The sequence below is a fragment of the Aeromonas sp. HMWF016 genome, assembly GCF_963878195.1.
GTDB lineage: Bacteria > Pseudomonadota > Gammaproteobacteria > Enterobacterales > Aeromonadaceae > Aeromonas > Aeromonas lacus.
Genome location: NZ_CAWNWX010000050.1, coordinates 4,294 through 29,744, shown reverse-complemented (window position 1 = coordinate 29,744; position 25,451 = coordinate 4,294). Strand labels below are relative to the sequence as shown.

The 25,451-nt window shown below is 59.4% G+C and carries 22 protein-coding genes; 17 read left to right on the top strand and 5 right to left on the bottom strand.

The features are described from left to right. Positions 1-66 precede the first annotated feature (66 nt). Positions 67-942 (top strand): 6-pyruvoyl trahydropterin synthase family protein, encoded by an 876-nt coding sequence (locus tag AACS24_RS07235; protein ID WP_181364339.1) that lies wholly within the window; start codon positions 67-69, stop codon positions 940-942. A 69-nt stretch (positions 943-1,011) separates the two neighbouring features. On the opposite strand, the gene AACS24_RS07230 is transcribed toward AACS24_RS07235, so the two are convergent. Then, positions 1,012-3,024, bottom strand: a complete 2,013-nt coding sequence (locus AACS24_RS07230; protein ID WP_108572912.1) for a methyl-accepting chemotaxis protein — start codon at positions 3,022-3,024, stop codon at positions 1,012-1,014. A gap of 240 nt (positions 3,025-3,264) precedes the next feature. Between AACS24_RS07230 and hinT the strand changes: the two genes are divergently transcribed. The 12 genes from hinT to tyrA all read left to right on the top strand — a co-directional run bounded on the left by hinT (position 3,265) and on the right by tyrA (position 15,557). Continuing rightward, positions 3,265-3,615 carry a purine nucleoside phosphoramidase gene (hinT, locus tag AACS24_RS07225; RefSeq protein WP_108572910.1) on the top strand — a complete coding sequence of 117 codons (351 nt, stop codon included), beginning with the start codon at positions 3,265-3,267 and terminating at the stop codon, positions 3,613-3,615. Continuing rightward, the gene (locus AACS24_RS07220; protein ID WP_181364338.1) at positions 3,615-5,051 is read left to right on the top strand and encodes a COG3014 family protein; all 1,437 of its coding nucleotides are present in this window, start codon (positions 3,615-3,617) and stop codon (positions 5,049-5,051) included. The genes hinT and AACS24_RS07220 overlap by 1 nt, the downstream gene beginning before the upstream one ends. An 83-nt stretch (positions 5,052-5,134) precedes the next feature. Beyond that, positions 5,135-5,533, top strand: coding sequence for a YcfL family protein (locus AACS24_RS07215; RefSeq protein WP_108572908.1), 399 nt, complete (start codon positions 5,135-5,137; stop codon positions 5,531-5,533). Next, positions 5,533-6,129 carry a penicillin-binding protein activator LpoB gene (lpoB, locus tag AACS24_RS07210; RefSeq protein ID WP_033113381.1) on the top strand — a complete coding sequence of 199 codons (597 nt, stop codon included), beginning with the start codon at positions 5,533-5,535 and terminating at the stop codon, positions 6,127-6,129. The genes AACS24_RS07215 and lpoB overlap by 1 nt, the downstream gene beginning before the upstream one ends. Before the next feature lie 13 nt (positions 6,130-6,142). Beyond that, positions 6,143-6,964 carry a phosphotransferase gene (locus tag AACS24_RS07205; protein ID WP_108572970.1) on the top strand — a complete coding sequence of 274 codons (822 nt, stop codon included), beginning with the start codon at positions 6,143-6,145 and terminating at the stop codon, positions 6,962-6,964. A 3-nt stretch (positions 6,965-6,967) separates the two neighbouring features. Then, complete coding sequence (locus tag AACS24_RS07200) at positions 6,968-7,825, top strand: DUF6279 family lipoprotein (RefSeq protein WP_033113380.1); 858 nt, start codon at positions 6,968-6,970, stop codon at positions 7,823-7,825. Between the two features lie 97 nt (positions 7,826-7,922). Further along, complete coding sequence (locus AACS24_RS07195; protein WP_108572906.1) at positions 7,923-8,342, top strand: hypothetical protein; 420 nt, start codon at positions 7,923-7,925, stop codon at positions 8,340-8,342. 157 nt (positions 8,343-8,499) lie between these two features. Further along, a complete protein-coding gene (secD, locus tag AACS24_RS07190; protein ID WP_033113378.1) occupies positions 8,500-10,302 on the top strand; it encodes a protein translocase subunit SecD in 1,803 nt (600 codons plus the stop codon). A 156-nt stretch (positions 10,303-10,458) separates the two neighbouring features. Beyond that, positions 10,459-11,376: a protein translocase subunit SecF gene (gene secF / locus AACS24_RS07185; RefSeq protein WP_181364337.1), complete on the top strand. Its 918-nt coding sequence runs from the start codon at positions 10,459-10,461 to the stop codon at positions 11,374-11,376. 276 nt (positions 11,377-11,652) lie between these two features. Continuing rightward, positions 11,653-12,930, top strand: a complete 1,278-nt coding sequence (glgC, locus tag AACS24_RS07180; RefSeq protein ID WP_033113376.1) for a glucose-1-phosphate adenylyltransferase — start codon at positions 11,653-11,655, stop codon at positions 12,928-12,930. 355 nt (positions 12,931-13,285) lie between these two features. Then, positions 13,286-14,359: a 3-deoxy-7-phosphoheptulonate synthase gene (locus tag AACS24_RS07175; protein ID WP_108572902.1), complete on the top strand. Its 1,074-nt coding sequence runs from the start codon at positions 13,286-13,288 to the stop codon at positions 14,357-14,359. A gap of 70 nt (positions 14,360-14,429) precedes the next feature. Then, positions 14,430-15,557 carry a bifunctional chorismate mutase/prephenate dehydrogenase gene (gene tyrA, locus AACS24_RS07170; RefSeq protein ID WP_108572900.1) on the top strand — a complete coding sequence of 376 codons (1,128 nt, stop codon included), beginning with the start codon at positions 14,430-14,432 and terminating at the stop codon, positions 15,555-15,557. Between the two features lie 647 nt (positions 15,558-16,204). Here tyrA and AACS24_RS07165 read toward each other — a convergent pair. Then, positions 16,205-16,330: a hypothetical protein gene (locus tag AACS24_RS07165; RefSeq protein ID WP_258223131.1), complete on the bottom strand. Its 126-nt coding sequence runs from the start codon at positions 16,328-16,330 to the stop codon at positions 16,205-16,207. 160 nt (positions 16,331-16,490) lie between these two features. Beyond that, the gene (locus tag AACS24_RS07160; RefSeq protein WP_108572898.1) at positions 16,491-17,615 is read right to left on the bottom strand and encodes a porin; all 1,125 of its coding nucleotides are present in this window, start codon (positions 17,613-17,615) and stop codon (positions 16,491-16,493) included. 400 nt (positions 17,616-18,015) lie between these two features. Between AACS24_RS07160 and dinG the strand changes: the two genes are divergently transcribed. The 3 genes from dinG to AACS24_RS07145 all read left to right on the top strand — a co-directional run bounded on the left by dinG (position 18,016) and on the right by AACS24_RS07145 (position 21,884). Continuing rightward, complete coding sequence (gene dinG, locus AACS24_RS07155) at positions 18,016-20,088, top strand: ATP-dependent DNA helicase DinG (RefSeq protein ID WP_108572896.1); 2,073 nt, start codon at positions 18,016-18,018, stop codon at positions 20,086-20,088. A 158-nt stretch (positions 20,089-20,246) separates the two neighbouring features. Continuing rightward, positions 20,247-20,906 (top strand): YccT family protein, encoded by a 660-nt coding sequence (locus AACS24_RS07150; protein WP_041209892.1) that lies wholly within the window; start codon positions 20,247-20,249, stop codon positions 20,904-20,906. An 81-nt stretch (positions 20,907-20,987) separates the two neighbouring features. Next, on the top strand, positions 20,988-21,884 hold the full coding sequence (locus tag AACS24_RS07145; RefSeq protein WP_108572968.1) for a histone deacetylase family protein: 897 nt from the start codon (positions 20,988-20,990) through the stop codon (positions 21,882-21,884). A 137-nt stretch (positions 21,885-22,021) separates the two neighbouring features. Here AACS24_RS07145 and AACS24_RS07140 read toward each other — a convergent pair whose 3' ends face one another. Together AACS24_RS07140 and ylqF are read right to left on the bottom strand one after the other, a co-directional pair. Beyond that, positions 22,022-23,170 (bottom strand): MFS transporter, encoded by a 1,149-nt coding sequence (locus AACS24_RS07140; protein WP_108572894.1) that lies wholly within the window; start codon positions 23,168-23,170, stop codon positions 22,022-22,024. Positions 23,171-23,464: 294 nt separating this feature from the next. Then, the gene (ylqF, locus tag AACS24_RS07135; protein WP_033114400.1) at positions 23,465-24,415 is read right to left on the bottom strand and encodes a ribosome biogenesis GTPase YlqF; all 951 of its coding nucleotides are present in this window, start codon (positions 24,413-24,415) and stop codon (positions 23,465-23,467) included. A gap of 332 nt (positions 24,416-24,747) precedes the next feature. On the opposite strand from ylqF, the gene AACS24_RS21860 reads away from it, so the two are divergent. After that, positions 24,748-25,451, top strand: a 704-nt coding sequence (locus tag AACS24_RS21860; protein WP_258223130.1) for an alkaline phosphatase, incomplete at its 3' end; no start/stop codon positions are given.

Below are 25,451 nucleotides of genomic sequence, written 5' to 3'. Positions count from 1 at the left end.
TCCTTTGCCGATAATCGCGGGTCATAATATCGCAAACTGCCCTTTCTCTGTAGCAAGGCCTGACTGATGAAGTTATTTGTAAGAGATTTGACCGTGATCGACTCCAGCTACCTGTGCGAACGCCGCGGCATGGTCGGCGAGAGCTGGCTGGTAGATATCGAGATGAGCGGTGAGCTCAACGAAATGAGCATGCTGCTGGACTTTGGCCGGGTAAAGAAGCTGATCAAATCGATCATCGATGAAGAGGTGGACCACAAGCTGCTGGTGCCGACCGAGTGCCCGCTGATCCACATCGAAACCCTGGACGGCGACGAGAGCACGGTGGATCTGCTGCGCCCGGGGCGCTCCATCCACCTGCGCTGCCCGACCCAGGGCTTCGCCTTTATCCCCGCACCTCTGGTCGATAAAGAGTCGGTGACTCGCTACCTGCTGGCGGTACTGGCCAAACGGCTGCCGGGCAATATCAAGGATCTCTCCCTGACCCTGCGCCACGAAGCCATCGACGGTGCCTTCTACCACTACAGCCACGGCCTGAAAAAGCACGATGGCAACTGCCAGCGCATCGCCCACGGCCACCGCTCCCCCATCGAGATCCACGTCGATGGTGAGCGCGATGGTGAGCTAGAGCTCAACTGGGCCGAACGCTGGGGCGATATCTACCTCGGCACCGAGGAAGACAAGGTGGCGTTGACCGAGCTCGCCTTGAGCCCCCGCGCCAATGCCCAGCTTGGCGAGCATCACATCGGCTTCAAATATGTGGCGCCGCAGGGGCTGTTCCAGCTGGCCATCCCCAGCGCCGAGGTGGAGATGATCGACACCGACACCACGGTCGAGCTGCTGGCCTGCTATATCGCCCGCGAAGTGAAGAAGATGGTGGGCGACAAGTTCGTCAAGATTGTTGCCTATGAAGGGGTCGGCAAGGGCGCTATCGCCTACGCCTGATCCTCTTGTCACTGCCGCAAACAACAAGGCCCCGCAACTGCGGGGCCTTGTTGTTTCAGCCTGTTGCCATCAGGCGCTCAGGCGGAAGCGCTTGACCAGGCTCTCCTGCTGCTCGGCGAGGGAGTCGAGCTGCTGGCTGGTCTGGGCCACCCGCTCGATCCCCTGGTAGTTGAGATCCGAGATATCGGAGATACGGTTGAGGTTGGTAGCGATGTCGGCGCTGGTCGCCTGCTGCTGCTCGGCGGCGGAGGCAATCTGGCTCGACATGTCGCTGATAAGCACCACGATTCCCTGCACCTCTTCCATGGCGTTGTTGGCGTGAGAACTCTGATCCATGCAGCTGTCCATCTCGCGGGAGCACTCCTGCATCACGGTCACCGCTCTGGCGACCCCCTGCTGCAGGTTCTCGATCATGGTCTGGATCTCGCTGGTGGATTGCGCGGTGCGCCCCGCCAGACTGCGCACCTCGTCGGCGACCACCGCAAAACCGCGCCCCTGCTCGCCAGCACGCGCCGCCTCAATGGCCGCATTGAGAGCCAGCAGGTTGGTCTGCTCGGCGATGCCGCGAATGACGTCAAGAATGTTGCCGATCTGGCTGCTCATGTTGCTCACATCGCCAATCACCTTGCCGGTCTGTTGCAGCTTGCCCGCCAGCTGATGGGTGGTGGTGATATTGCCCGCCATCACCTTGCGCCCCATCTCGGAGGCCTTCTCCACATCCATCACCCGCTCCAGAGTCTGGTTGGCAGCCTGCGCCACCTCGCGTACCGAAGCTTCCATCTGGGTCATGGCGGCGGCGACCGAGGCGGTCTCCTGACGCTGTTTCTCCAGATCCGCCCGCACCGATTCGGTGGTATGGCGGTTGCCATGGGCGGCATCGTTAAGCTGGGCTGATGCGTTGGAGAGCTGGGCCAGCACCTCCCCCATCTGCTCGATCAGCAGGTTGAGCTGGCTGCCCAGCTGGCCAAATTCGTTCTTGCTGTGAAAGCCGATGCGCTGGGTCATGTCACCACGAGTCACCTCGGAGAGGACTCGCAGCAGCTCACGCAGCGGACGGCGGATCGCCTTGCCCAGGGTGTAGGCCACCAGCATGGCGATCAGAATGGCGACCACGATGCTCGCCCCCTGAGTCAGGGTGCTCTGGCGCTGCACCTCTTTGGCATGCTGGATACTGCCGTTCATCAGCTGCTGGCTGCTCGCGGTCATCCGCTCCAGCCGGTTCTGGATCTCGACGATAAGAGCGCTGGCCTGCTTGCTCTTCTCCCGCATCAGCTCCTGCTGCTTCATCAGCGCCAGATACTGGGCCAGCACCCCTTCACTGGCGGTGGTGTCGCGCACGAAGCCGTGAACATAATGGCCCATGTCGTTCTCGAAATTCTTGAGCTCACCCTGCAGATCCTTGATGGTGCTGTTGAACCCCTCGATCTGCATCTTGTTGCGCTTGAGCGCCCCTTCGATGGGAGCCGGGATAGTCTGGTTGAGCGCATCCATGGTGGAGAGTTCGATGGCGGAGAGCTTGGTGGTCAGGGTCTCGGAGAGCATCTTGATGAAGCTGTCGTCGATGGTGATCATCATGTCACCCAGATTCTTCTTGAACTGGGGCAGGCTGACCTGAAACTGCCCCTTGGCCAGATTGACCTTGTGCAGCCGGGTGAGCAGCGCCTCGTGCTCGCCGGGCAGGGTATCGGTCAGTTCCAGATAACGCGCCACCTGCTCGCCAAGGGCGGTCATTTCGCCCTGCAGCTCGGGGTGTTCGGCCACCTGCTGACGCAAGGCGGCCAGAGTCTTGTCGACCTGCGCCTTGGCCTGTTTCAGCTCAGCCACTTCGGCCGGCAGCTGCTTGGGGTCCTGCTCGGTCAGCACATCCCCGAGCCACTTGTTGGCGCTGAGCAGAGAGATCTGGGTCTGACTGCTGGCGATCACCAGCGGCATCGACTGCTGGGTAACCTGTTCCAGCGCCCCGCCGAGGGTCTCCTGACTACGAAATGTGAGCAGTGAGCTGGCCACCATCACGGCCACCAGAATAGCGAAGCCGAGATAGACCCGCTGCAAGATGGAGAGATCCGACATTGATTGTTTCATTATTATCCCGCTGTATATGCAAAAGTCCCTTGCCTGAGTACCCCGTCCTTTTGATACCCTGCAGACCACCCTGAACAGGCGCTACAGATGACGTCCCTCCGGCTATCGGTATTTTTAACAATAACTGAAGGGAATGGGACATCAGCTGTGTCAAATCTCGGCTTGTGTCACACTTGCCGTGCAGCGCGGAGCCGCTTGGGATCCAAATTCGATTTTCTTTTTCTCATAAGGGAGTTAGCCATGGCGCAAGAAACCATTTTCAGCAAAATCATCCGTAAAGAGATCCCCGCCGACATCCTTTATCAGGACGATCTGGTGACCGCTTTCCGGGACATCCAGCCCAAGGCCAAGACCCACGTGCTGATCATCCCCAATGTGCTGATCCCCACCGTCAACGACGTGGAGCCGGAGCACGAACTGGCTCTTGGCCGGATGTTCACCGTGGCGCGCAAGCTCGCCGCCGACGCGAGTATTGCCGAGGATGGCTACCGCCTCATCATGAACTGCAACCGCCACGGCGGGCAGGAGGTCTACCACATCCACATGCATCTGGTCGGTGGCCAGCCGCTGGGACCGCTGCTCAGCCTGTAATGACTCGCTACATCTCAACCTGCCGCAGCGCCCTGTTGCTCTGCGGCGCCCTGCTGTTGCTGGGGGGCTGCGCCTCCCGCTGGCAAGACATGTTCGTCTCCTACTCCGATCAGATGGTGCCGCTGCGCAACCAGCTGCTGCTGGGCCATGCCGCCGAGGCGCTACCCGAGGTGCGCGACTCCACCCTCGGGGATGACACCTTTGTCCTCGATCGCCTTGAAGAGGGTCGCATCGCCTGGCTCGCCGGTCAGGATGCGGGCAGCAAGCAGGCGTTTTCTGCCGCCGACAGCCGCCTTCAGTGGGAAGACAATCAGGCCGAATACCGGCTGAGCCACGGTCTGGATCAGGTGGGCAGCCTGCTCACCAACGACCAGTCGATGGCCTACCTCACCCCCGATTACGAACGCACCATGCTGCACCACTATCTGGCCCTCAACTACCTGCAACGAGGGGATGCCGATGGCGCCCTGGTGGAGGTACGCCGGGCCAATCAGGTGCAGGAGCAGGCCCTGAAACGGCGAGCTGACGAGGTGCGCAAAGCGAAGGATGAGAGCGAAGAGGCCGAGACCGAGGGGGAGATGCGCCAGCTGATGTCGCGCGGCGCACCCGAGCTCGACCGGCTGATCGGCAAGGTCAAGAACGGTTTCCAGAACGCCTATACCTTCTACTTCTCCGCCGTGCTCTATGAGGCTGCGGGGGATCTCAACGACGCCTGGGTCGATTACCAGCGCGGCTACCAGATAGCGCCGGACAACCGCAGCCTGCAGGATGCCTTGCTGCGTCTGGCGGTGCTGCGCGGCGCACCGGACGAGATCCGCGCGACCGAGAAAAAGGTGGGTCGCAAAGCGCCACCACCCGCTAAAAATCAGGGCCAACTGGTGGTGCTGTTTGAAGATGGCCTGATCCCGGCGCGGCGCGAACTCTTCCTGCCGCTGCCCATCTCCACCTCCCACGGCGATTTTCGCACCTTTACCGTGGCCATCCCCTATTACGATAATCGGGCCAGCGACACGGGGCCGCTCACGGTCACGCTCGGCAAACGGGTTGAGCAGACCAGCGAGCTGGTCAGGCTGGAAGCGCTGGCCGCCAAGGATCTGCAGGAGCGGCTGCCCGGTATGCTGACCCGCCAGGCGCTGCGGCTGGTGGCCAAGGAGCAGATGCGCCGCACCGCCGCCAAAGAGGGGGGTGATGTAGGCAATATTCTGGTGGGGATCTTCAATACCCTCTCGGAACGGGCTGATACCCGCAGCTGGCTGACACTGCCGGCGCAGGCATCGAGCTGGCAGGGGATGGTGCCGGCAGGTGAGGTCAATCTCACTCTGGGAGCGGGTGCCGCCCAGCATCAGTTGCCGCTGACCATTCATAGCGGCCGTACCACCCTGGTGTGGGTTCAGCGCCTCGGCGCCGGTCTGGCGACTAGGGTGATGCCGCTCTGAACAGACGGCGAAGAGAGATAAGCAAGACGATTAACCGGGCAGGCGCAAGTGCTGCCCCACTCACTCCAATCAAGGAGAGCAAGATGAAAGCATACGGGTTGGCCCTCGGGCTCGCGCTGCTGCTGACCGGCTGCGCCACCAACACCTCCGGCGTGGCGCTCTATGGGGCACCGGGCGCCGCAGCGGTGGCGGAGCAGCATCAAAACGTCAACGTCACCCTGACCGAGCTGAGCCGCCGTGAACAGAATGGCCTGCTGCAGGTCAATGTGGCCGCCGCCAGCACCCAGCGCGGCGATAACAAGCTGCAATACATGTTCTATTGGTATGATGAGGCAGGTCAGGAGGTCGCCAGCGACGGTCGTGGCTGGACACCGCTCAAGCTGCACGGCTATCAGACCCGCACTCTGTCAGCCCTGGCCCCGACCCCGACCGCCCGCGGTTACCGGATTTATGTACGTGAAGTGATTGAGGAATCCTACTGATGAAAATGAATCATGCCCTGCTGATCCTGACCGGCGCTTTGCTGCTGGGCGGCTGTTCCAGCACCACGGTCAGCTACGGTGATCCGACCGAAACCGAAACGGTCACCGTCGATTACGGCTCCAGCGATCTGCAGGCCATCGCCGACAAGATGGCGGATTCCATGCTGGCCTCCCCCGCCACCAGCGAGATCACCGCCGGCGGCCGTCCGGTGATGTTCATGGACTCCATCCGCAACAAGACCTCCGAGCACATCGATACCGAAGCGATCACCGACACCATCCGCACCAAGTTGCTGCGGGCCGGCAAGTTCCGCTTCGTCGACATGAGCAAGGTCGCCGCCGTCAAGCAGCAGCTCGAATACCAGCAGAGCAGCGGCATGGTGGATCCCGCCTCCATGGTGCGGCTGGGCAAGCAGACCGGCGCCCGCTACATGGTCTATGGCAACCTCGCCAGCATCGTCAAGGACAACGGCAAGGTGAAGGATGTCTACTACCAGATGACCATGAACCTGATGGATCTGCAAAGCGGCGAGCTGCTCTGGGCTGACCAGAAAGAGATCCGCAAGCAGGCGAAGAAGTCCACCTTTGGCTGGTAATGCTCACCAGGTGATGCTCGCCCCCGACGCTTTGCTCGCCACGCTGCCCGTCCCATGGCGAGGCGGGAGTCTCGAGCCGCTTGGCGCGGGCCTCACCAACAGCAACTATCGACTGCGCCTCCCTTCGGGGCGCAGTTACTTTTTGCGTCAGGGCCACCCGGACCCGGTGCGCCTTGGCATCGACCGGGCCACCGAATGGCAGCTCTATCAGGGAGCGATGGCCGAAGGGCTGGCGCTGCCCTGTCACTACAAGGATCCCGCCAGCGGCCTGATGCTGCTCGAGTGGTGCGATGAGCCAAACTGGCTCGAAGCCGCGCCCGCCGTCGCCGAACAGCCCCGTTTGCTGGCTGAGGTGCTGCGCAAGCTGCATCGCCTCCCCCTACCCACCGTGGTGATGGCGGTGCGCGCCCACGCCGCCGGTTATCGCGCCCGGTTGGCTCAGGTACCGACCTGGCTACCGACGCTGGAGCGCAGCCTGCTTGCCAACCGCGAACCCGACGATTGCTGGCGGCCTTGCCACCATGATCTCAATCCGGCTAACTTGTTGGGTCACGCGCCCTGGGTTATCGACTGGGAGTACGGCGCGGCAGGCCATCCCGGCTTTGAAGTGGCCAGCATCCAGCGCACCCACGACTGGCCCGAAGAGCAGCGCAAAGCGCTGGAGGAGCACTATCTGCGCTCGCTACTACGCCATGAGTGGCCCGATTTTCAGAGCGAGGCGTTCATCCCCTGGGTCGACTATATCGGTCTGCTCTGGGCCCTGTTGATGGCCGAACAAGACGCTTCGCCCGACTACGACGCACTGATTGCCCTCAACCGGCAACGACTGGAGTGACAGATGATCAACAAGGTGCGCTGGCACAAGCCAAAAACCTGGGGGCTGCTACTGCTTGCCCTGCTGCTGACCGGCTGCTCGACCCGGGTCATCTACTACTGGATTGATACCGCCATCATCTGGCAGCTGGACGACTATTTCGTCCTCACCTCCCCCCAGAAGGATCTGCTGAGCCGCGAGGTCAAAGGGCTGATGGCATGGCACCGCCAGCACGAGCTGCCCCGCTATGCCCGGGATCTCGATACCCTCGCCAAAGCGGTGGCCAGTCCCATGACACCGGAGCAGATCTCCACCAATCTCGATGCGGTGCAGCAGAGCCTGACCCGCACCTTGGAGAACGCCATTCCCCGCACCGTCAGGCTGGCGAGCACTCTCAGCGATGAGCAGGTGACCCGCTTCATGGCCGATCGGCTCAAGCGGCAGCAGGAGCGGCAGCAGGAGTTTGCCAGCGAACCCAAAGAGAAGATGCTGGCGGAGTTTCGCGACAAGATGAACCAGCGCCTTGAGTACTGGATTGGCGAAGTGAAACCGGCGCAGGCGCCACTGGTGGCACAGTGGGCCGAGTGGCAGTACGAGCTGATGCCCCCCTGGCTCGAGTTCCAGACCTCCTGGACCAAAGAGCTGGACAGGCTGATGCAGCAGCGCCAAAGCCCCGATTTCACCCGCGAACTGACCGAACTGCTGGCACAGGGGGATGGCATGATGGATGGCCGCTTTACCGGTTATACCGAGCAGTCGCGCCAGCGCACCGTCAACTGGCTCTGCGCCATGAGTCAGTCACTGGATCTGGCCCAGCGGGCCCATCTCTACTCACTGCTCAAGGGCTATGCTCGCGATTTCCAGCAGATGACCGGGAGCTGACCAAGGGGCTTCAGAATAATCCTAATTGGGCGGCAAGGGTTGTCCCACCTGCGCTGCCTGTGGTAGTTTCCCTTTTCCATTTATCGGGAATACCCTTTTGCGCCTTATCGACAAAGTCAAACTGGGGCTGGTGGCACTCGTTGTCTCGCTCACTCTGCTTTGTTCCATCAATGTGATGGAAGGCCCGCTGCTACCCGATCAGCAACAGATCCAGAGCCTCTCGCAAGCGAGCGAGAGCGACGATGGTGTCATCAAGTTTGTTGCGACCAACCAGAATCACCTGCTGCGTTTTGAGCAATCCCTGCGCAGCGACAACCAGCCCAAGAGCGTGGTCTACGAGCTGATCCAGAGCTGGTCAGCCCAGGCAATTCTGCTGGTGCTGCTTGGCTGGCTGTTGCTGGCCGCCCAGCTCTACCACAAGCAGCTCTTTCGTGATCCCTTCGCCACGATTCACCGCCACCGGCTGCAGCGCCAGTATCTGCAGTACCGCTTCACCCAGAGCTATCTGAGCGCCTGACCCCGAGGGGTTGGCACATCCACTGTTTGCTCATCTCCTCCTTCTGACGGATCCCGCTTCGGCCTGATCCGCATTTGATGCATCCATTTTTCTGCGCCTTGCCGAGCCTTGATGCTATCGGCCTGCGCACCATTCTCCTGACAGAGGCCAATTTGCCATGAGAAAAACCAGTCATACCCTTCTTAACCGCATGAGCAAGTGGCAGTACGCCCTACTGCTGCTCATGCTGCTGACCTTTACCTTCTATTCGCTGCCCACCTTCTTTGGTGAGCAGCCCTCTCTTGGTCTGCACGGTCAGCAGAGCCTGACCACCAAACAGCAGATGCTGCTGACCGACAACCACCTGAACCCGGCCAAGATCATCGAACAACCGGAGCGGGTCGAGCTGGTCTTTGCCACTCAGAGCGAACAGCAACGAGCCAAACAACTGCTGGAGCAGCAGGGCCTCGACAGCGCGGCGCTGACGCTGGAGTTCCACTCCAACGCCCCGACCTGGATCAGCCGCCTTGGCGCCGATCCCATCAAGCTCGGCCTCGATCTGCGCGGCGGCTCCCAGCTGCTGATCGGGGTCGATGTCGATTTCGTCCTCGATGCCCAGACCAAAAATCTGGTCGACACCCTGCGCACCCGCTTCCGTGAAGCCAATCTGCGCGGTGCCGGTGTGGCCCGGGCCGACCTTGGCAGCGTCAATGTCACCCTGCCGGAAGCTGACGATCAGAGTGGCTGGCTCACCATCATCAAGGAGAGCGCCGGTACCCGTCAGGATCAGTGGAAAATGACCCGCAGCGGCAACCAGCTCAAGCTGGTGCTGAGCGAGGCCGAACGCACCCAGCTCATCAACAACGCCGTGACCCAGAACCTCTCCATCCTCAAGAAGCGGATCAACGAACTCGGCATCGTCGAGGCCTCGGTACAACGTCAGGGTCAGGATGGCATCCGCATCGAGCTGCCGGGTGTGCACAACCCCAAGCAGGCGAAAGAGGTGATCGGGGCGACCGCGTCGCTGGCCTTCTACGAGGCCAAGGCTGACAGCCACTTCTACATCGCCGATCGCAACGGTCAGGCCGTTGGCATGGCGCGCCGTCCAGTATTGACCGGCGAGCACATCGTCGATGCCCGGGCCAACATGGGCGAGATGGGTCAGCCGCAGGTCAACATCGTGCTCGACACCCTGGGCGGCAACAAGATGAATCAGTTCAGCCGCCAGCATGTGGGCAAGCCGATGGCGACCGTCTTCACCGAGTACAAGACCAATGCCCAGGGCAAGCTGCGCGCCCAGAGCGAGGTGATCAACGTCGCCACCATCCAGACCGCCCTTGGCAACCAGTTCCGCATCACCGGGATTGGCAGTCTGCCGGAAGCGCAGGAGCTCGCCATGCTGCTGCGCGCCGGCGCTCTCACCGCACCGCTCAAGATCCTGGAAGAGCGCAGCATTGGCCCGACCCTCGGGATGCAGAATATCGAAGCGGGCTTCACCGCCCTCGGTTTCGGCATGGCGGGTATGATGCTGTTCATGATGGCCTGGTATCGCAAGTTCGGCTGGGTCGCCATCACCGCGCTGGTCGCCAACCTGCTGATGCAGGTCGGCATGCTGGCGGTGCTGCCGGGGGCCGTGCTGACCCTGCCGGGGATCGCCGGTCTGGTGCTGACGGTGGGGATGGCGGTGGATACCCACGTGCTCATCTTCGAGCGGATCAAGGATCGCCTGCGTGACGGCGGCTCGCTGGCCAACGCCATCGACTTTGGCTATCGCTCGGCATTTCGCACCATCTTCGATGCCAACATCACCACGCTCATCTGCGCCGTGGTGCTCTACTCCATCGGTTCCGGGCCGCTGCAAGGCTTCTCCATCACCCTCATTCTGGGGCTTATCTCCAGCATGGTGACCGGGATCTGGGGCACACGCGCCATCATCAACCCCCTGTGGGGCCGCAGCAGCGAGCGCACGCTGAAGGTGTAACAGGGCGAACCGCCCCCCTGATGAGCGGATCCGGCTCCGCCGCCGGCCATGGAGATGGCCAGCCGGGCGCACCGGATCAGAGACATTTCCCCCGCAGTGCCAAGGCACGTCGGGATGCGGCCGCCAGCCAGGCGCTGGCAGGCCAAGGAGAGAACTATGTTGAGAATGATTGTTGCCATGGGTCTGACCCGCTGGCGTTATATCGGCCTGTGGGCCTCTATCGTACTGACAGTAGCGAGCATCGCCATGCTGCTGGTCAACGGACTTGCCCTCGGCCTCGACTTTACCGGTGGCACCCTGCTGGAGTTTCATATCCAGACCCTCAAGGAGGCCCATGAGCTCAACGCCATGCTCACCTCCCCGCTGGCGAGCGCGGTGGAACTCAGCTCTGCCGGTGTCCCCGGCGAGTGGCTGATCAAGCTGCCTCCGCATGAACTGCCCTGGCAGGCCACCGAGCTTGCCACCATGCTGACCCAGCAGCTGGGCATGCCGGTCGAGCTGCTGCGCACCACCATCGTCGGCCCGCAGGTAGGTGCCGAGCTGTTCCAGCAGGGGATGCTGGCGGTGCTGGTCGCCTCCCTTGCCATCTCGGCCTATCTGGCGTTTCGCTTCGAGTGGCGTCAGGCCATCGGCATCCTTATCTCGGTGATCCACGATGCCATCGTGGCACTGGGATTGCTGGCGCTGTTCAACATCGAGTTTGATCTCAACGTCATCGCCGGTCTGATGGCGGTGATCGGCTACTCCCTCAACGACAGCATAGTGATTTCGGACCGCTTGCGGGATCTGCTGAGCTCGCGCACCCAGATGGGGATCCACGAATGTTCTGATGTCGCCATCAAGGCCACCTTCAGCCGCACCATGATCACCTCGGGCACCACCCTGTTTACCGTCGGGGCACTGCTGCTGTTTGGCGGCGATACCCTCTACGGTTTCTCCTTCACTCTGTTCACCGGCATTCTGGTGGGGACCATCTCCTCCATCACTGTGGCCTCCACCGTGCAGGAGCTGCTGGGTCTGAGCCCGCAGGCCTATCAGAAGAAGGGTGAGGAGCCGCTGGCAGAGGCGGCATAACCGCCCTTGTTACGGTTCTTTTTACCTCCCACCTTCCGGCCCCTGCACACTGGCAGGGGCCTCTTTACTGCCCCCTCTTTTAACGCTGTTAGCTTCTTTTTACGAAGAAAATTTACGAGTGAGCAGATTGACAGCAAAAGATGAAAAAACAACCACACATTAATAACAAAAAAGTCATTTTATTACGGCATACCCCGCAAAAATGTGACTGAAAGCACTTTCTTTAGGTCTCAAAAGCGGCAAGATTGTAGTGATTTATCTACAAAGGGATACAAGATGTTGTTACAACCTGCCAATACAGCAAAAGCAAGACAGTTGCTGAACGAGACCATGGCTTTGGTTCTCGCCGGAGGGCGGGGTAGTCGCCTCAAACAGTTAACTGATAACAGAGCGAAGCCTGCAGTCCACTTTGGCGGAAAATTCCGCATCATCGATTTTGTGCTCTCCAACTGCATCAACTCCGGCATCCGCCGAGTCGGTGTGGTGACCCAGTACAAATCCCACAGCTTGCTGCGCCACCTTCAGTCAGGTTGGTCTTTCTTGCGCTATCAGATGAACGAGTTCATCGACCTGCTGCCCGCGCAGCAGCGCGTGGACGAGGTCAACTGGTATCGGGGCACCGCCGATGCGGTCTATCAGAACCTGGACATCATCCGCGACCATGGCCCCAAATATGTGGTGGTGCTGGCAGGCGACCACATCTACAAGATGGATTACGCCGCCATGCTGCTCGACCACGTCAACATGGGCGCCAAGGTGACCGTTGCCTGTATCGAAGTGCCGCGTAGTGAAGCGAGTGCCTTCGGGGTAATGGCGGTCGATGGCGATCGCAAGATCAACGCCTTTGTGGAAAAACCGGCCAACCCGCCTGCCATGCCGGGCAAGGAAGATACCTCCCTCGCCTCCATGGGGGTTTACATCTTCGATGCCGACTATCTCTATCAGTTGCTGGATGAAGACATCACCAACGACGAATCCCACCACGATTTCGGGATGGACGTGATCCCCCGCGTGGTGCGGGAAGGCACCGCCTACGCTCACCCGTTTGGCATGTCCTGCGTCGGCTGCAATGCCGAGAAACGCCCCTACTGGCGTGATGTGGGCACTGTGGACTCCTTCTGGGAGGCCAACATGGATCTCGCCTCCGTCACTCCGGAGCTCGATATCTATGATCAGGACTGGCCCATCTGGACCAGCCAGACCATGACGCCGCCTGCCAAGTTCGTGCAGGACAGAAACGGCCAGCACGGCATGACCATCAACTCGATGTTCTCTGGCGGCACCATCGTCAGCGGCTCCTTTATCCTGAGTTCGGTGCTCTTTACCAATGTGCGGGTTCACTCTTTCTGCACCCTGGATCAGGCCGTGGTCTTCCCCGGGGTCGAGATCGGGCCGGGCTGCCGTCTGCGCCGGGTGGTGATCGACAAGGGCTGCAAGCTGCCGGAAGGGATGGTGATCGGTGAAAACGCCGATGAGGATGCCCGTCGCTTCTATCGCTCCGAACAGGGCATTGTACTGGTCACCAAAGAGATGCTGGACAAACTCAAGGCGTAATATCACATCTTGAACGGGGCTCTCGCCCCTATCCGAAGGGGCCATCAGGGCCCCTTTCTTGTTTCTCTGCGGTGTCGAGCCACCTCTCCCTTTATGCTCCTTTTGCGCTCTCCTTAGCGAACCGTAAACATTTAATTACAAAAATCACACTCCGTCACGCTATCCATCGCTATTTTATTACCATAACGCCTATGTCAACGCGTTTTAATCTGCATAAACGGCAGTAAACCCGCTTGTTTCACTTGATTGTTTGTTTTTACTTGGTAAGGTGAGGGCGGTTGCGTAACAAAGCACGTACCACTGTAAATATAAATGTACGACTGCTTTTAGAATTCAGTCCAGAGAGAACGACATCATGCAAAGAGATCCCCTGAACAACATCCATATCCAGTCCGAACAAGTGATGATCACGCCTGCCCAGCTCAAGGAGAAATTGCCTATCTCCGCCAAAGCGCTGGCATTCGTGCAAGGGGCCCGCAATACCATCGCCGACATCATTCATCGCCGTGACCACCGGCTGCTGGTGATCTGCGGCCCTTGTTCCATCCACGACATGGAGGCCGCCAAAGAGTACGCAACCAGACTCAAGGCCTTGCATGATGCCTATCAGGACTCTCTCTACATTGTGATGCGGGTCTACTTCGAGAAACCCCGCACCACGGTGGGCTGGAAGGGCTTTATCAACGATCCCAATCTGGATGGCACCTTCGACGTAGAGCTCGGCCTGCATCGCGCCCGCGAGCTGCTCTGCTCGCTGGCCGAGATGGAGCTGCCACTGGCGACCGAAGCGCTCGACCCCATCAGCCCGCAATACCTGGCCGAGCTCTTCTCCTGGTCGGCCATCGGCGCCCGTACCACCGAATCCCAGACCCACAGGGAGATGGCATCCGGCCTCTCCATGCCGGTCGGCTTCAAGAACGGCACCGACGGCAATCTGGGCACCGCCATCAACGCCTTGCAATCGGCCTCCTCTCCCCACGCCTTTATGGGCATTAACCAGCAGGGCCAGGTCGCGCTGTTGCAGACCCAGGGCAACCCGGATGGCCATGTGATCCTGCGCGGTGGCAAACATCCCAACTACGACTCGGTCAATGTGTCGCTGGCGGAAGAGGCGCTGGAAAAAGCGGGCCTGCAACCGGGGCTGGTGGTGGATTGCAGCCACGGCAACTCCAGCAAGGATCACCGTCTGCAGCCCAAGGTGGCTGACAACGTCATCCACCAGATCCTGGAGGGGAACAGCTCCATCATCGGGGTGATGCTCGAATCCAACCTGTTCGAGGGCAACCAGTCGAGCGAGCAACCCAAGTGCGAGATGCGCTACGGTGTCTCCATCACCGATGCCTGCATCGATTGGGAGACCACTGATGCGCTGCTGGCCCGTTGCCACAGCCAGCTGGCGGCGCCACTCAAGAGCAGAACTGGCCGTTAAGCCGTGATATCTTGATGCAACATATTGAATCACAAGGTGCCGCCGCTGGCGGCCCCCACAGGGACTGAAGATGGCAGAAGAGTTGAATGCCCTCAGGGACAAGATTGATGCGGTAGACCGGCAGCTAATCGATCTGCTGGCTGCCCGTCTGGCGCTGGTGGGAGAAGTCGGTGAAGTGAAGAGCCGCCACGGCCTGCCCATCTACGCGCCGGATCGGGAGGCCAGCATGCTGGCCCGCCGCCGTGCCGAGGCCGAATTACAAGGAGTGCCGGGCGATCTGATCGAAGACGTGTTGCGCCGGGTGATGCGCGAATCTTACGCCAGTGAAAAAGATACCGGCTTCAAGTGTATGAAGCCAGATCTGGGCAAGGTGGTGATCATCGGTGGTCAGGGACAGCTGGGCCGCCTGTTTGGCCATATGTTCACCCTCTCGGGCTATCATGTCGATACCCTCGAACAGGCCGACTGGCCAAGAGCGGACGAGATCCTGCAAGGCGCCGGGCTGGTGATGGTAGCGGTGCCCATCGACATCACCTGCCAGATCATCGACCGGCTCGGCAACCTGCCCGCAGATTGCCTGCTGGTGGATGTCACCAGCGTCAAATCCGCTCCGCTCGAGCACATGCTGGCGGTGCACCAGGGGCCTGTGCTGGGTCTGCACCCCATGTTCGGACCGGATGTGGCAAGCCTTGCCAAACAGGTGATCGTCTGCTGTCAGGGACGTGATGCAGCCGCCAGCCAGTGGCTGCTGGAGCAGATGACCATCTGGGGAGCCCGCCTGCAGCAGGTGGAGGCCAAGGCCCACGATGAGGCGATGACCTTTATCCAGGCGCTGCGCCACTTTGCCACCTTTGCCTATGGCTGGCACCTCTCCCGGGAAGGAGCCAATCTGGAGCGGCTGCTGGTGTTGAGCTCCCCCATCTACCGGCTGGAGCTGGCCATGGTGGGACGGCTGTTCGCCCAAGATCCCCACCTCTACGCCGACATCATTTTGTCGTCGCCGCAGAACCTGGCGATGATCCGGCGCTACTACCAGAACTTCGGCGAGGCGCTGGGTCTGCTGGAGCGTGGAGACAGGGACGGTTTTATCGAGGCGTTCAGCCAGGTTTCCGGCTTCTTTGGTGACCATGCCGACCAGTTCCTGCGCGAAAGCCGCACCCTGCTGGCACAAGCCAACGATCGCCGCCAGCACAGCTGATCGAACCCGCGCCAACCGATTACCAAGGGAAGATGCCTCTCATCTTCCCTTTTTATTGGTACGCCATTTATCGGCACGTTATTTATTCGCACTTTAGGCAAAAGCCCCCCAGTCTAAAGCGCAAGCGGTTGATCCTTTTGCAGACCACGCACTTCTCTTCCCCGCACATCAGCTGAAAATAGCGACATCAGTTTCTTGCCCACTGCTAATGGTCATTTGCTTGCCATCCATCTGGCGGCAATCGGCAATCAAACATCGCATTGCAATACAACCGAACAGCCACAAGCCACAGGCCCAATCAGCCATATCGGTTATTGCCCTCTACCACGGCTCAGAGGAGGAGTAAAACCAACACACATGCACCAAGGGTCTGGCATCCGTCGAAAAGGTTCTCAATTAGACAACCCTTTAAGGTCGGCCACATCCCTCACTACGTTGAACACAATGATCCAGACCCCGTCAACAGACCAAGAAGGTCGCCATAAATTTAATTTATGTATTTTCACCAAATGACCAAATTTTTATTTATACCGCACATATATTCCTCCCCCAACTCCTCGCACTGCCATTCTCCACCGGATGGAGGCTGCGCCTGAATTTGGGCTTTCACTCAACAGAACGTAACGCTATTAGCCTGAAGACATTCATTACATGCAGGAGCAGGAGCAGGAGTAGGAGTAGGAGTAGGAGTAGGAGTAGGAGTAGGAGTAGGAGTAGGAGTAGGAGTAGGAGTAGGAGTAGGAGTAGGAGTAGGAGAGATTAATCGTAACCACAGCTTTGACAACCGGGACAGCTATGCGGCTTACCCAGCCGCTCATCCAATCACTATCAAGACAGCAAGACGCCAAAAAGAAAATGGCCGGATATCAATCCGGCCATTTTATCGCTTGATCAAAGACTCAAGCTTGGATATTGCTTGTCAGCAACTTCTTATTAGAAGTTGTACTGCAGAGCAACAGTCCACTCGTCGTCCAGCTTCTCGATGCTCTGGATTTTGTACTCGGTGTAAGCTTTCAGCTTCGGAGTGAAAGAGTACTGAACACCCAGCAGAGTTTCGTCAACCAGATCCTTGTAGCTGGAACCGGCAGTGTTAGCTTTGACTTTGGACTCTTTAAAGTTGTAGCCAGCCAGGAAGGTCCAGGCGTCTACGTTGTAGGACGCAGCCAGTTCATAACCACGGCCTTTGTCTTTGTCGCCAGCGGTAGCTGAGTTGTACTTCAGGTCGCCTTCGGTGTATACACCAGCGAAGTAGAAACCATTGATGGCATAGTGAGCGCCCAGAGCCCACTCTTTCTTGTCACCGGTGGTGCCACTTACAGTGTTTTCCAGGTCGGAGTAGGCATAACCAGCGTTGAAGCCCAGACCGAAGTCAAAGTCGTAGCCAGCAGCAGCTGCATAACCGTAGTTACGCTTAACGTTGTCACCGTATGCGGCTTTCTCTTTGATGCTTTGACCTACGTCAGTAACAACAACTGCTTTATCATCGTTGGTCTGATAAGACAGCTTGCCTTTGAAGCCACCGATAGCGTTGGAGTAAATGATCTGGCCTTCTTGACGACCGTCGTAGAAGTTACCGGCATCGCCCCACTCGTTGAAGATATCGGTCGGTTCCAGAACGTCGTAGAAAGCAGTGTCGGTCTGACCGAAGATGATCTTACCGTACTGAGTGCCGTCGAAGCCGACATAGACGTGACGGGAGTTGAACTTGTTGTCAGAGTTTTCAGCAGAAACTTGCCACTCGGTCTTGGCGATAGCAGCCCAAGTGTTGTTCAGGGCGATTTTGCCAGACCAACCCAGACGGGAAGAACCAATCAGCTCACCGTCAACGTCAGAGTAATGGGCAGCAGTACCAGGAGTCTTCTCGTTAAGACCGGTCTCTTGGTTGATGCTCCAAGAATCCTTAGTTGCAGCAACAGATTTGTTGTGATCGCCGTAGTAGTTAGCCTGTACACGGCCGTATACGTCGAAAGTCACACCGTCTTTGTCATAAACAACGGCAGCGTTGGCTGCGGATGCAAACAGAGCCGGGATAGCAATAGCCAGAATTGTCTTTTTCATAGTTTCCAATGCCTACTGTAATTAAACACTAAGTCTTTGTTATTCCCTGTGTTAGCGATGTACTTTGCATCACTATGACGGCGAGACTAGCACCGGGTTTTCACAACCGCAACGAAAAAACTTGGAACTTTTTATGAAAAGCATAGTCACCGAGACAGAAATGTGAGCCAGGTCTCACATTGTCCGCCCATCAAAGGAAAACGTTTACAACGCTTTTTGCTGCTTTTTTATACTTGCACAGCCTGTTTTTTAGGTAATTGCAGCTAACTCCCTGATAAACAACCAACCTCATCAGACCAGTGCGAAATGAGGGTGATGAAAGAGCGCCCCTCGACCCCGACAAGGGGATACGGGTATCCTTAGCCTTTCCCCGCGCAACAACCAAACTGGCCTCCTCTTTATGCTGTCAACTCGCCTCAAAGCCACTATTCGTCAAACCTACCGCCAGATTTCGGATGGCTTGCCCGGTTTTGTGCCGCGTAAAGAGCAGAATTTTTTGGTTGCCGAGATAGCCAAGACGCTGACCGGGGAGTATGACAAGCAGCGCCGTATTCTGGTGGCCGAGGCAGGCACCGGTATCGGCAAGTCCCTCTCCTATGCTCAGGGAGCGATCCCCGTCGCGAGATTGACCCAGAAGAAGCTGGTGATCTCCACCGCCACCGTGGCATTGCAGGAGCAGCTGATCCACAAGGATCTCCCCTTCTATCACCGCCACAGCGAGTTGCCGTTTCGCTTTATGCTGGTCAAGGGGCGCCAGCGCTACTGCTGCGAACATCTGCTGGAGCAGGCTGCAAGCGGTAGCGAGATGGCCAACTTCGAATTCGACTTCGGCAGTCTGAGCAAACACAAGCCGTCAGAAGCCGACAAGAGTTGCTATCAGGCGCTATGGCAGGCCTACACCGAAGGCAAGTGGGATGGCGATCGGGACAACTGGCCCAAACCCATTCCCGACCTTTGTTGGGACCGTATCGCCGCCGATCGCCACACCTGCAACAAAGCCCTGACTCACCATCAACACTGCCCCTTCCACCGCGCCCGCAATGACATGGATGCGGCCGACGTGCTGGTGGTCAACCACGCGCTGCTGCTCTCTGACCTCACCATGGGTGGCGGCATCATCCTGCCGCCACCCGACGAGTGCATCTATGTGCTGGACGAAGCCCACCATTTGCCCACCATTGCCCGGGATCACGGCGCCGCCTCGGCCAGCGTCAAAGGCTCCCGCCGCTGGCTGGAAAAACTGGTGCAAAGTGCCGGCAAGCTGACTCGAACGCTCAATAAAGAGAGCCTTATCGACCCGCAATTGAAGTTGCAGGATGCCCTCGCATCCATCCAACCCGACCTCAAGGCGGTGGAGCAGTGGCTCGCCAGCAATGACCGGCTGTTTGGCAGCGAGATGCACTACCGTTTTGGCGAAGGGGTGTTGCCAGACCCGCTGCCGATGCTGGCGGAAAATCTCAAGGAGTCGAGCAAGAAGGCGCTGCGAGCGCTGGACAGAATGCAGGCAGCCATCGGTGAAGCCCTGAAAGATGGCGAGATCCGTCGCAAGGAGGCCGAGCCGCTACTGGCCGAGAGCGGTTTTCATCTGCAGCGGCTGGAGAGTTTCTGCGCCTTGTGGGAGATGCTGGGGCGCCATGTCCCGACCGGCAAGACCCCGCTCGCCCGCTGGATGGCCAAGAGCGACGATGGCGATATCTGGCTGCACGCCTCACCGATAGAGGTGGGTTATCTGCTGGAGGAGTGGCTCTGGTCCAAGTGTCTGGGGGCCGTGCTGGTCTCGGCGACCCTCACCGCCCTCTCTTCATTTAGCTATTTCCGCCATCAGGTGGGGCTCAAAGAGCACGACGGCACCCGCTATCTGCGCCTGCGCTCCCCCTTTGACTATCAGAAGGCCGAGCTCTATCTGCCCAAGATGGAACACGAACCCAACTCGCCGGCCTTTACCACAGAGCTGATCAGCGTGCTGCCCCGCATTCTGGCGGGCAAAGAGGCAAGCCTGGTGCTCTTCTCCTCCTATCGACAGATGAACGAGGTGGCCATTGGTCTCAGGGCAAAGGGGCTCTCTTTGCTGGTACAGGGCGAGGCCTCCCGCAACGCCCTGCTCACCCTGCACAAGCAGAAGTGCGACGGCGGCCAGGCCAGCATCCTGTTCGGTACCGGCAGCTTTTCCGAGGGGCTGGATCTGCCCGGTCACTACCTCACCAACCTGGTCATCACCAAGCTGCCGTTCGCGGTGCCCAACTCGCCGGTGGAAGAGGCCACTGCCGAGTGGGTCGAGAAGCGGGGCGGTAATCCCTTTTTGCAACTGACTGTGCCGGAGGCGTCGCGCAAGCTTATTCAGGCTTGTGGTCGCCTGATCCGCAAGGAGGCCGATCGGGGACGGGTCACCATTCTCGATCGCCGCCTGCTGACCAAACGCTATGGCAAGGGGCTGCTCGATGCCCTGCCCCCGTTCAAACGGCGTATTGAATGACACTCCTGAATCGCGGAGCCGCTCAACGCTAATGAGAAAGAAGATGGTAACAGAGCCTATTTTGACCACCTCAAAGAGCAATTGCCGCAGTGGGCCAAACCTGTAAAAATGAGCCCCTGTTTTCAGCAGGCAATCGTCTGACTGTTCAAGGAGATGAAATGAAACTGACTGTTCTGGTACCGGCACTGGCTGGTCTGTTGTTTGCGGGTAGCGCCCTGGCCAATACCCAGGTCGAAGTAAGTGCCCCTTATGTTGCCCAGCTGATCGACGGCCAACCTATCAACCCCAAACTACTCGACAAAACCAGCACTTTCCCGCTCAGCGCTGGCAAACATCAGCTGGTTGTTGCTTTTGAAGGGAACTACTCCAGCCGCAACGACATCAAGCTGGTAACTGCCGAACCACTGGTGCTCAACTTTACTGCCGCCGACAACCAGAAGCTGGTGCTGGACTTCAAAAAGCCCCGCAATGAAATGGAAGCCAAGCAGTTCGTCAAGGATCAGAAAGTTGCTCTGAAAGACGCCGCCAGCGGTCAGACCGTGGCCAGCGAGCAGTTCGTGATGCCGAAAGTTGAAGGCTTCCAGCTGACTCGTGACTACCAGCAAGAGCTGATCAACATGGGCAAGGCATTCAACCAGCCCAAGACTGTCGCCATCTCCTCTGCTGCCGTCATGGCCGCGGCCAGTGCACCGGTTCAGGTCGCTCCGAGCAAGGCCGAGAGCAACCCGGAAGCCCTGACACAGCTGCAAAACTGGTACAACAAGGCCGATGCGGAGACCCGCAAAGCGTTCCAGATCTGGGTTATCCAGCAGCAGTAATTGGATGATTCATCCCGCATCGCCGGGAGAGACAAGGGGAGCCAGGCTCCCCTTTTTCATATCTGCAAAGGCCCTGCCGTCATGTCACTGTGCATCTTCTATCACCCCCTCTACTCTGCCCTGGCCCTGCCAGAGCGCCATCGCTTCCCGCTGGCCAAGTATCAGGCGCTGTTTGAGCAGCTGGACAGCCTCGGTTATCCGCTGGCAGAGGCCGCGCCCGCCAGTCGTGCGCAGATAGAGAGAGTGCATGATGCAGCCTATGTGGAGGCGGCCCTCACCGGCACCCTCGATGCGAGCGCCATCCGTCAACTTGGTTTCCCCTGGTCTCCCTTGCTGATTGAACGCACCTTGCGCTCGGTGGGTGCCACTATTGCCGCCAGCCGCCACGCCCTGGAGCAGGGTTGCGGCCTGCAGATCTCCGGTGGCTATCACCACGCCCACCGGAATATTGGCAGCGGCTTTTGTCTCTTCAACGATCTGGTGATCGCCGCCCAGACCTGCCTGGACGAAGGGCGCTGTGAGCAGGTACTGATCATCGATCTCGATGTCCATCAAGGGGATGGCAGTGCCGCCCTGTGCCAAGAGCGGCGCGACATCATTACCCTCTCCCTGCACGGGGAGCACAACTTCCCCCGTCACAAGCCCGCCTCCCACATGGATTTTCCCTTGCCAAGCGGCATGCAGGACGATGCCTACCTCACCACGCTGGCGGAGGCGCTCAACCTGGCGCTGCGGCTCTACACCCCTGACCTCATCCTCTATCAGGCTGGCGTGGACGTACACCGGGGCGACGAGCTTGGCTATCTCGCCTTGAGCGATGAGGGGGTGCGCCTGCGCGATGCCATGGTATTTGACTGCGCCCGGCAGCACGGCTTGCCCATTGCGGCAGTACCGGGTGGTGGCTACCGGCGCGACTGGCAGCAGCTGATCCCGCTGCATATGTCCTTGTTTGAAGAGGCAAAAAAGCGTTATGGCTAGCCGTTAATCTCTGATAACCACCGTTGCAGACAACAACAAGGCGGCCCAAGGGCCGCCTCTACGTTATATCGAACGTCATTGCGCCGTATTTATCCCTTATTCGGGAATCGAGGATGGCGCCCTGCTGCAGCTCTCGTTCAGGCGTGGGCCACCGGCGTCGGATGTTTCCCCATGGGGCGCAGCAGCATCAGCAGATAGATAAGCGACACGCCGGCGATCATGATGAAGAGCAAGTTGTCCGAAAGGTGCTGCATCAGCAGCGCAGTATAGGCTGGGCCGAGCAGGCTGCCGATGGTATAGCTCAGCAGCAGTGCCTGATTCATCGCCACCAGCTGATGGTGTTCGACCTTCTCGCAGGCCCACGCCATGGCCACCGGATAAAGAGTAAAACCGGCAGCGCCCAGGATAAACAGGGCCGGCCCCATCGCCACGCCACCCAGCATGGCTGCGCAACCCAGGATCACCACCAGCACCTGTACCCGCAGTACCGGCAGGCGCCCGAAGCGATCCGCCAGACGGCCGACCGGCCACTGCCCCAGAATGCCGGCACTCACCATCACCGCCATCCAGTAGCCGATCTCCCCATCGCTCACCCCCTGATGATTGAGGTAGAGCGGCATCAGACCATAGAGCGACCCCAACACGATGCCGGAGATGATGCAGCCATCGACCCCGAGCCGCGCCTGCCGCAGCCGCAGCATCGGCCAGACCCGGGTCGTTCCCTGTGCTTCGCTGTGCTCACTGACGATGCGGGTGAACAACAGCGGCAGAATAGCCGCCAATACCAGTCCGGTTGCCCAGGGCAGCACGTCCATCAGGCCGGTCAGCAGCTTGCTGACCAGCAGCTGCCCAAGCACAGTCCCCAGGTAGTAGACCATCATGTAGGCAGCCAGCAGTCGCCCCCGATTGTGCGCGTTGCCGCTGCACATCAGAGCGCTCTCCACCACCACCCAGATCATGGCGCAGCCGATGCCGGCAATGAATCGCCAGGCGAGCCAGCTCCAGAAACCGAGGGTAATGCCGAGCCCGACACAACCAGCTGCAAAGATGACCGATGAGAGGTAGTAACTGCGGTTGAAGCCAAAGCGCTTGATCAGGGTGCCCGCCAGCAGGGTCCCCAGCAGGTTGCCGCTGAAATAGGAGGAGCCGACCATGCCTACCTGCCAGGTCGGCAGATTGTCATGGGCCAGCCAGAGCGGCACCAGAGTATTGAGCACCGCGATGGAGAGGGTCAGCAGCAACAGGCCACAGAGCAGTAACAGCACTGGCCGGGTGTATGTGGTCATGAGTAGAACCGTGAGGAGAGTCAAAATCCGAGCGCATCATGCCACTGCCAAATCCATTGTCAATCGGCGCTGCAGCCAAGTCGCAAGGTTTTGTTGCACGCAGTGATTGCTGCGAGATATGCCCCCATTTAACACCAGCGGTATCCTTTTGATTAACGAGAGATTTGGCCATAAAACCGGGATATGGCCAGTTGAAAATCATCCCTTCGCGCTGCCTTGTCTCGCTTTTGCGGCCATAAACAGAAGAGGCGGCCCCGTGGGCCGCCTCTTCTTTAATACCGAGCTCAATGCCGGTTAACGCTGACGCTTCTTGGCGTACTTGCGACGGGCCCGCGCCTGGCGCTCCTCTTCCCGCTCCGCCTTCTCTTTGGCCTTCTGCTCGGCCTCGGCATCGGCCTCCACAATTTCGACGCTTACCATCTCCGGGGTCTCCAGAGAGATGCGGCCCAGCATCCCCGAGCGGAATTCGTTGACCAGGATCTCGGACGCCTTGTGCAGATCCGCCAGCCCGCCTTTGCGCATGAAGCCGCGCTGGCGAGCGATCAGATCCAGCAGCTCGATCTCGGTCTCGGGCAGCTCTTCAATCTGATAGCGCGCCTTGATCCGCTCCGGATACGCCTTGAGGAAGTAATCGGCGGCGAACATGGCGATGTCCGCATAGTCATAGACGGTATCCTTGATGGCCGCCGTGATGGCCAGCCGATAACCGCAGGAGGGTGGGTTGAGCTTTGGCCACAAAAAGCCCGGGGTATCGGTCAGGATGACGTGGTTGTCGAGCTTGATCCGCTGCTGGGACTTGGTTACCCCCGCCTCGTTGCCGGTGCGGGCGATGATGCGCCCGGCCAGGGTGTTGATCAGGGTGGATTTGCCCACGTTGGGAATACCCATGATCATGGCGCGCACGCCGCGCAGCTCCAGATTGCGCTCCGGCAGCATCTCGTGACAAAGGGTCAGCAGTTGCTTGATCTTCTCCGGCTCCTGCTGGGTCAGGGGCAACGCCTTGATCCCCTTCTCCTTTTCCATGTGAGCCACCCACAGCTCGGTGATCTCGGGGTCGGCGAGATCCGCCTTGTTGAGCACCTTGATCACCGGAGTATCGCCACGCAGCTCGGGCACCAGCGGGTTTTCGCTGGAGAAGGGGATGCGGGCGTCGAGCATTTCGATGATGACATCGACCTGGGGCATGACCTCGGCAATCTCTTTGCGGGCCTTGTGCATGTGACCGGGGAACCAGTTGATGGACATATCCGTTACTCTCATCTAGGGACTGCGGGCGCGGGCTTGCAATGAAGCGAGCGGCGAGCGGTGGTGGACGCAGGGCGTCGCAAGGGGGCGCATTTTACCTGCACCCGCCCCGATTTGACAGGCTATTCTAGCCAGCTAGCCCTAAACCGGCCAGATTTCCTCCCGTTTGTCAGCCTTGTCAGGCTGCGCTGCAGAGTCCGATTATTGATAGATAAGTGACTGATACAACATCACATTCAGATATCACTTTCACCGGATTGTCATTCACTCTCACTAAAAGTGTCATCTGCGACCTCTAGGCTGCGCTCAGGTTTTACAAGGAGCGAACCTCGATGAAAAAAATGGCAGGTGTTGCAGTGATGATGGGGGCCGCACTGGTCGCCGGCTGCAACTCAAAAAACAACTCGCAGGAGAACAAACCCGGCTCTGGCGCCCGGAACGTGATCTTCTTCCTTGGCGACGGCATGGGGCTCAACACCCTGACCGCCGCCCGCATCTACGGTGTCGGTGAAGAGGGCAGCCTCACCATCGATACCCTGCCGGAGACGGCCTTCATCAAGACCTTCTCCCACGACTCTCAGGTGACCGACTCGGCTCCCTCCATGTCCGCCTACATGACCGGGATCAAGAGCAACAACGGCGTTATCAGCATGGACAGCAACGCCACTCAGGAGAGCAACTGCAGCAAGAGCGCCGGCAAGCCGGTCACCACCCTGCTGGAACTGGCCAAGGCCGCCGGCCGCGGTACCGGGGTGGTCACCACCACCCGGGTGACTCACGCCACCCCGGCTGCCACCTATGCCCACCTCTGCAACCGGGATCTGGAAGCCGACATCGCCGCCCAGCTGGTGCCCGGCGGGGCCGGTTACAACAGCGCCCTTAAAGGGGGGGTAGACGTGGTGCTCGGTGGCGGCAGCAGCTTCTTCCTGCCTAAAGCCGACAAGGGCAAGCGCGAGGATGGCCGCAACCTCATCTCCGAGATGCAGGCCAAGGGTTACCAGTTTGCCAGCAATCTGGACGAGCTGAACAAGGCCGA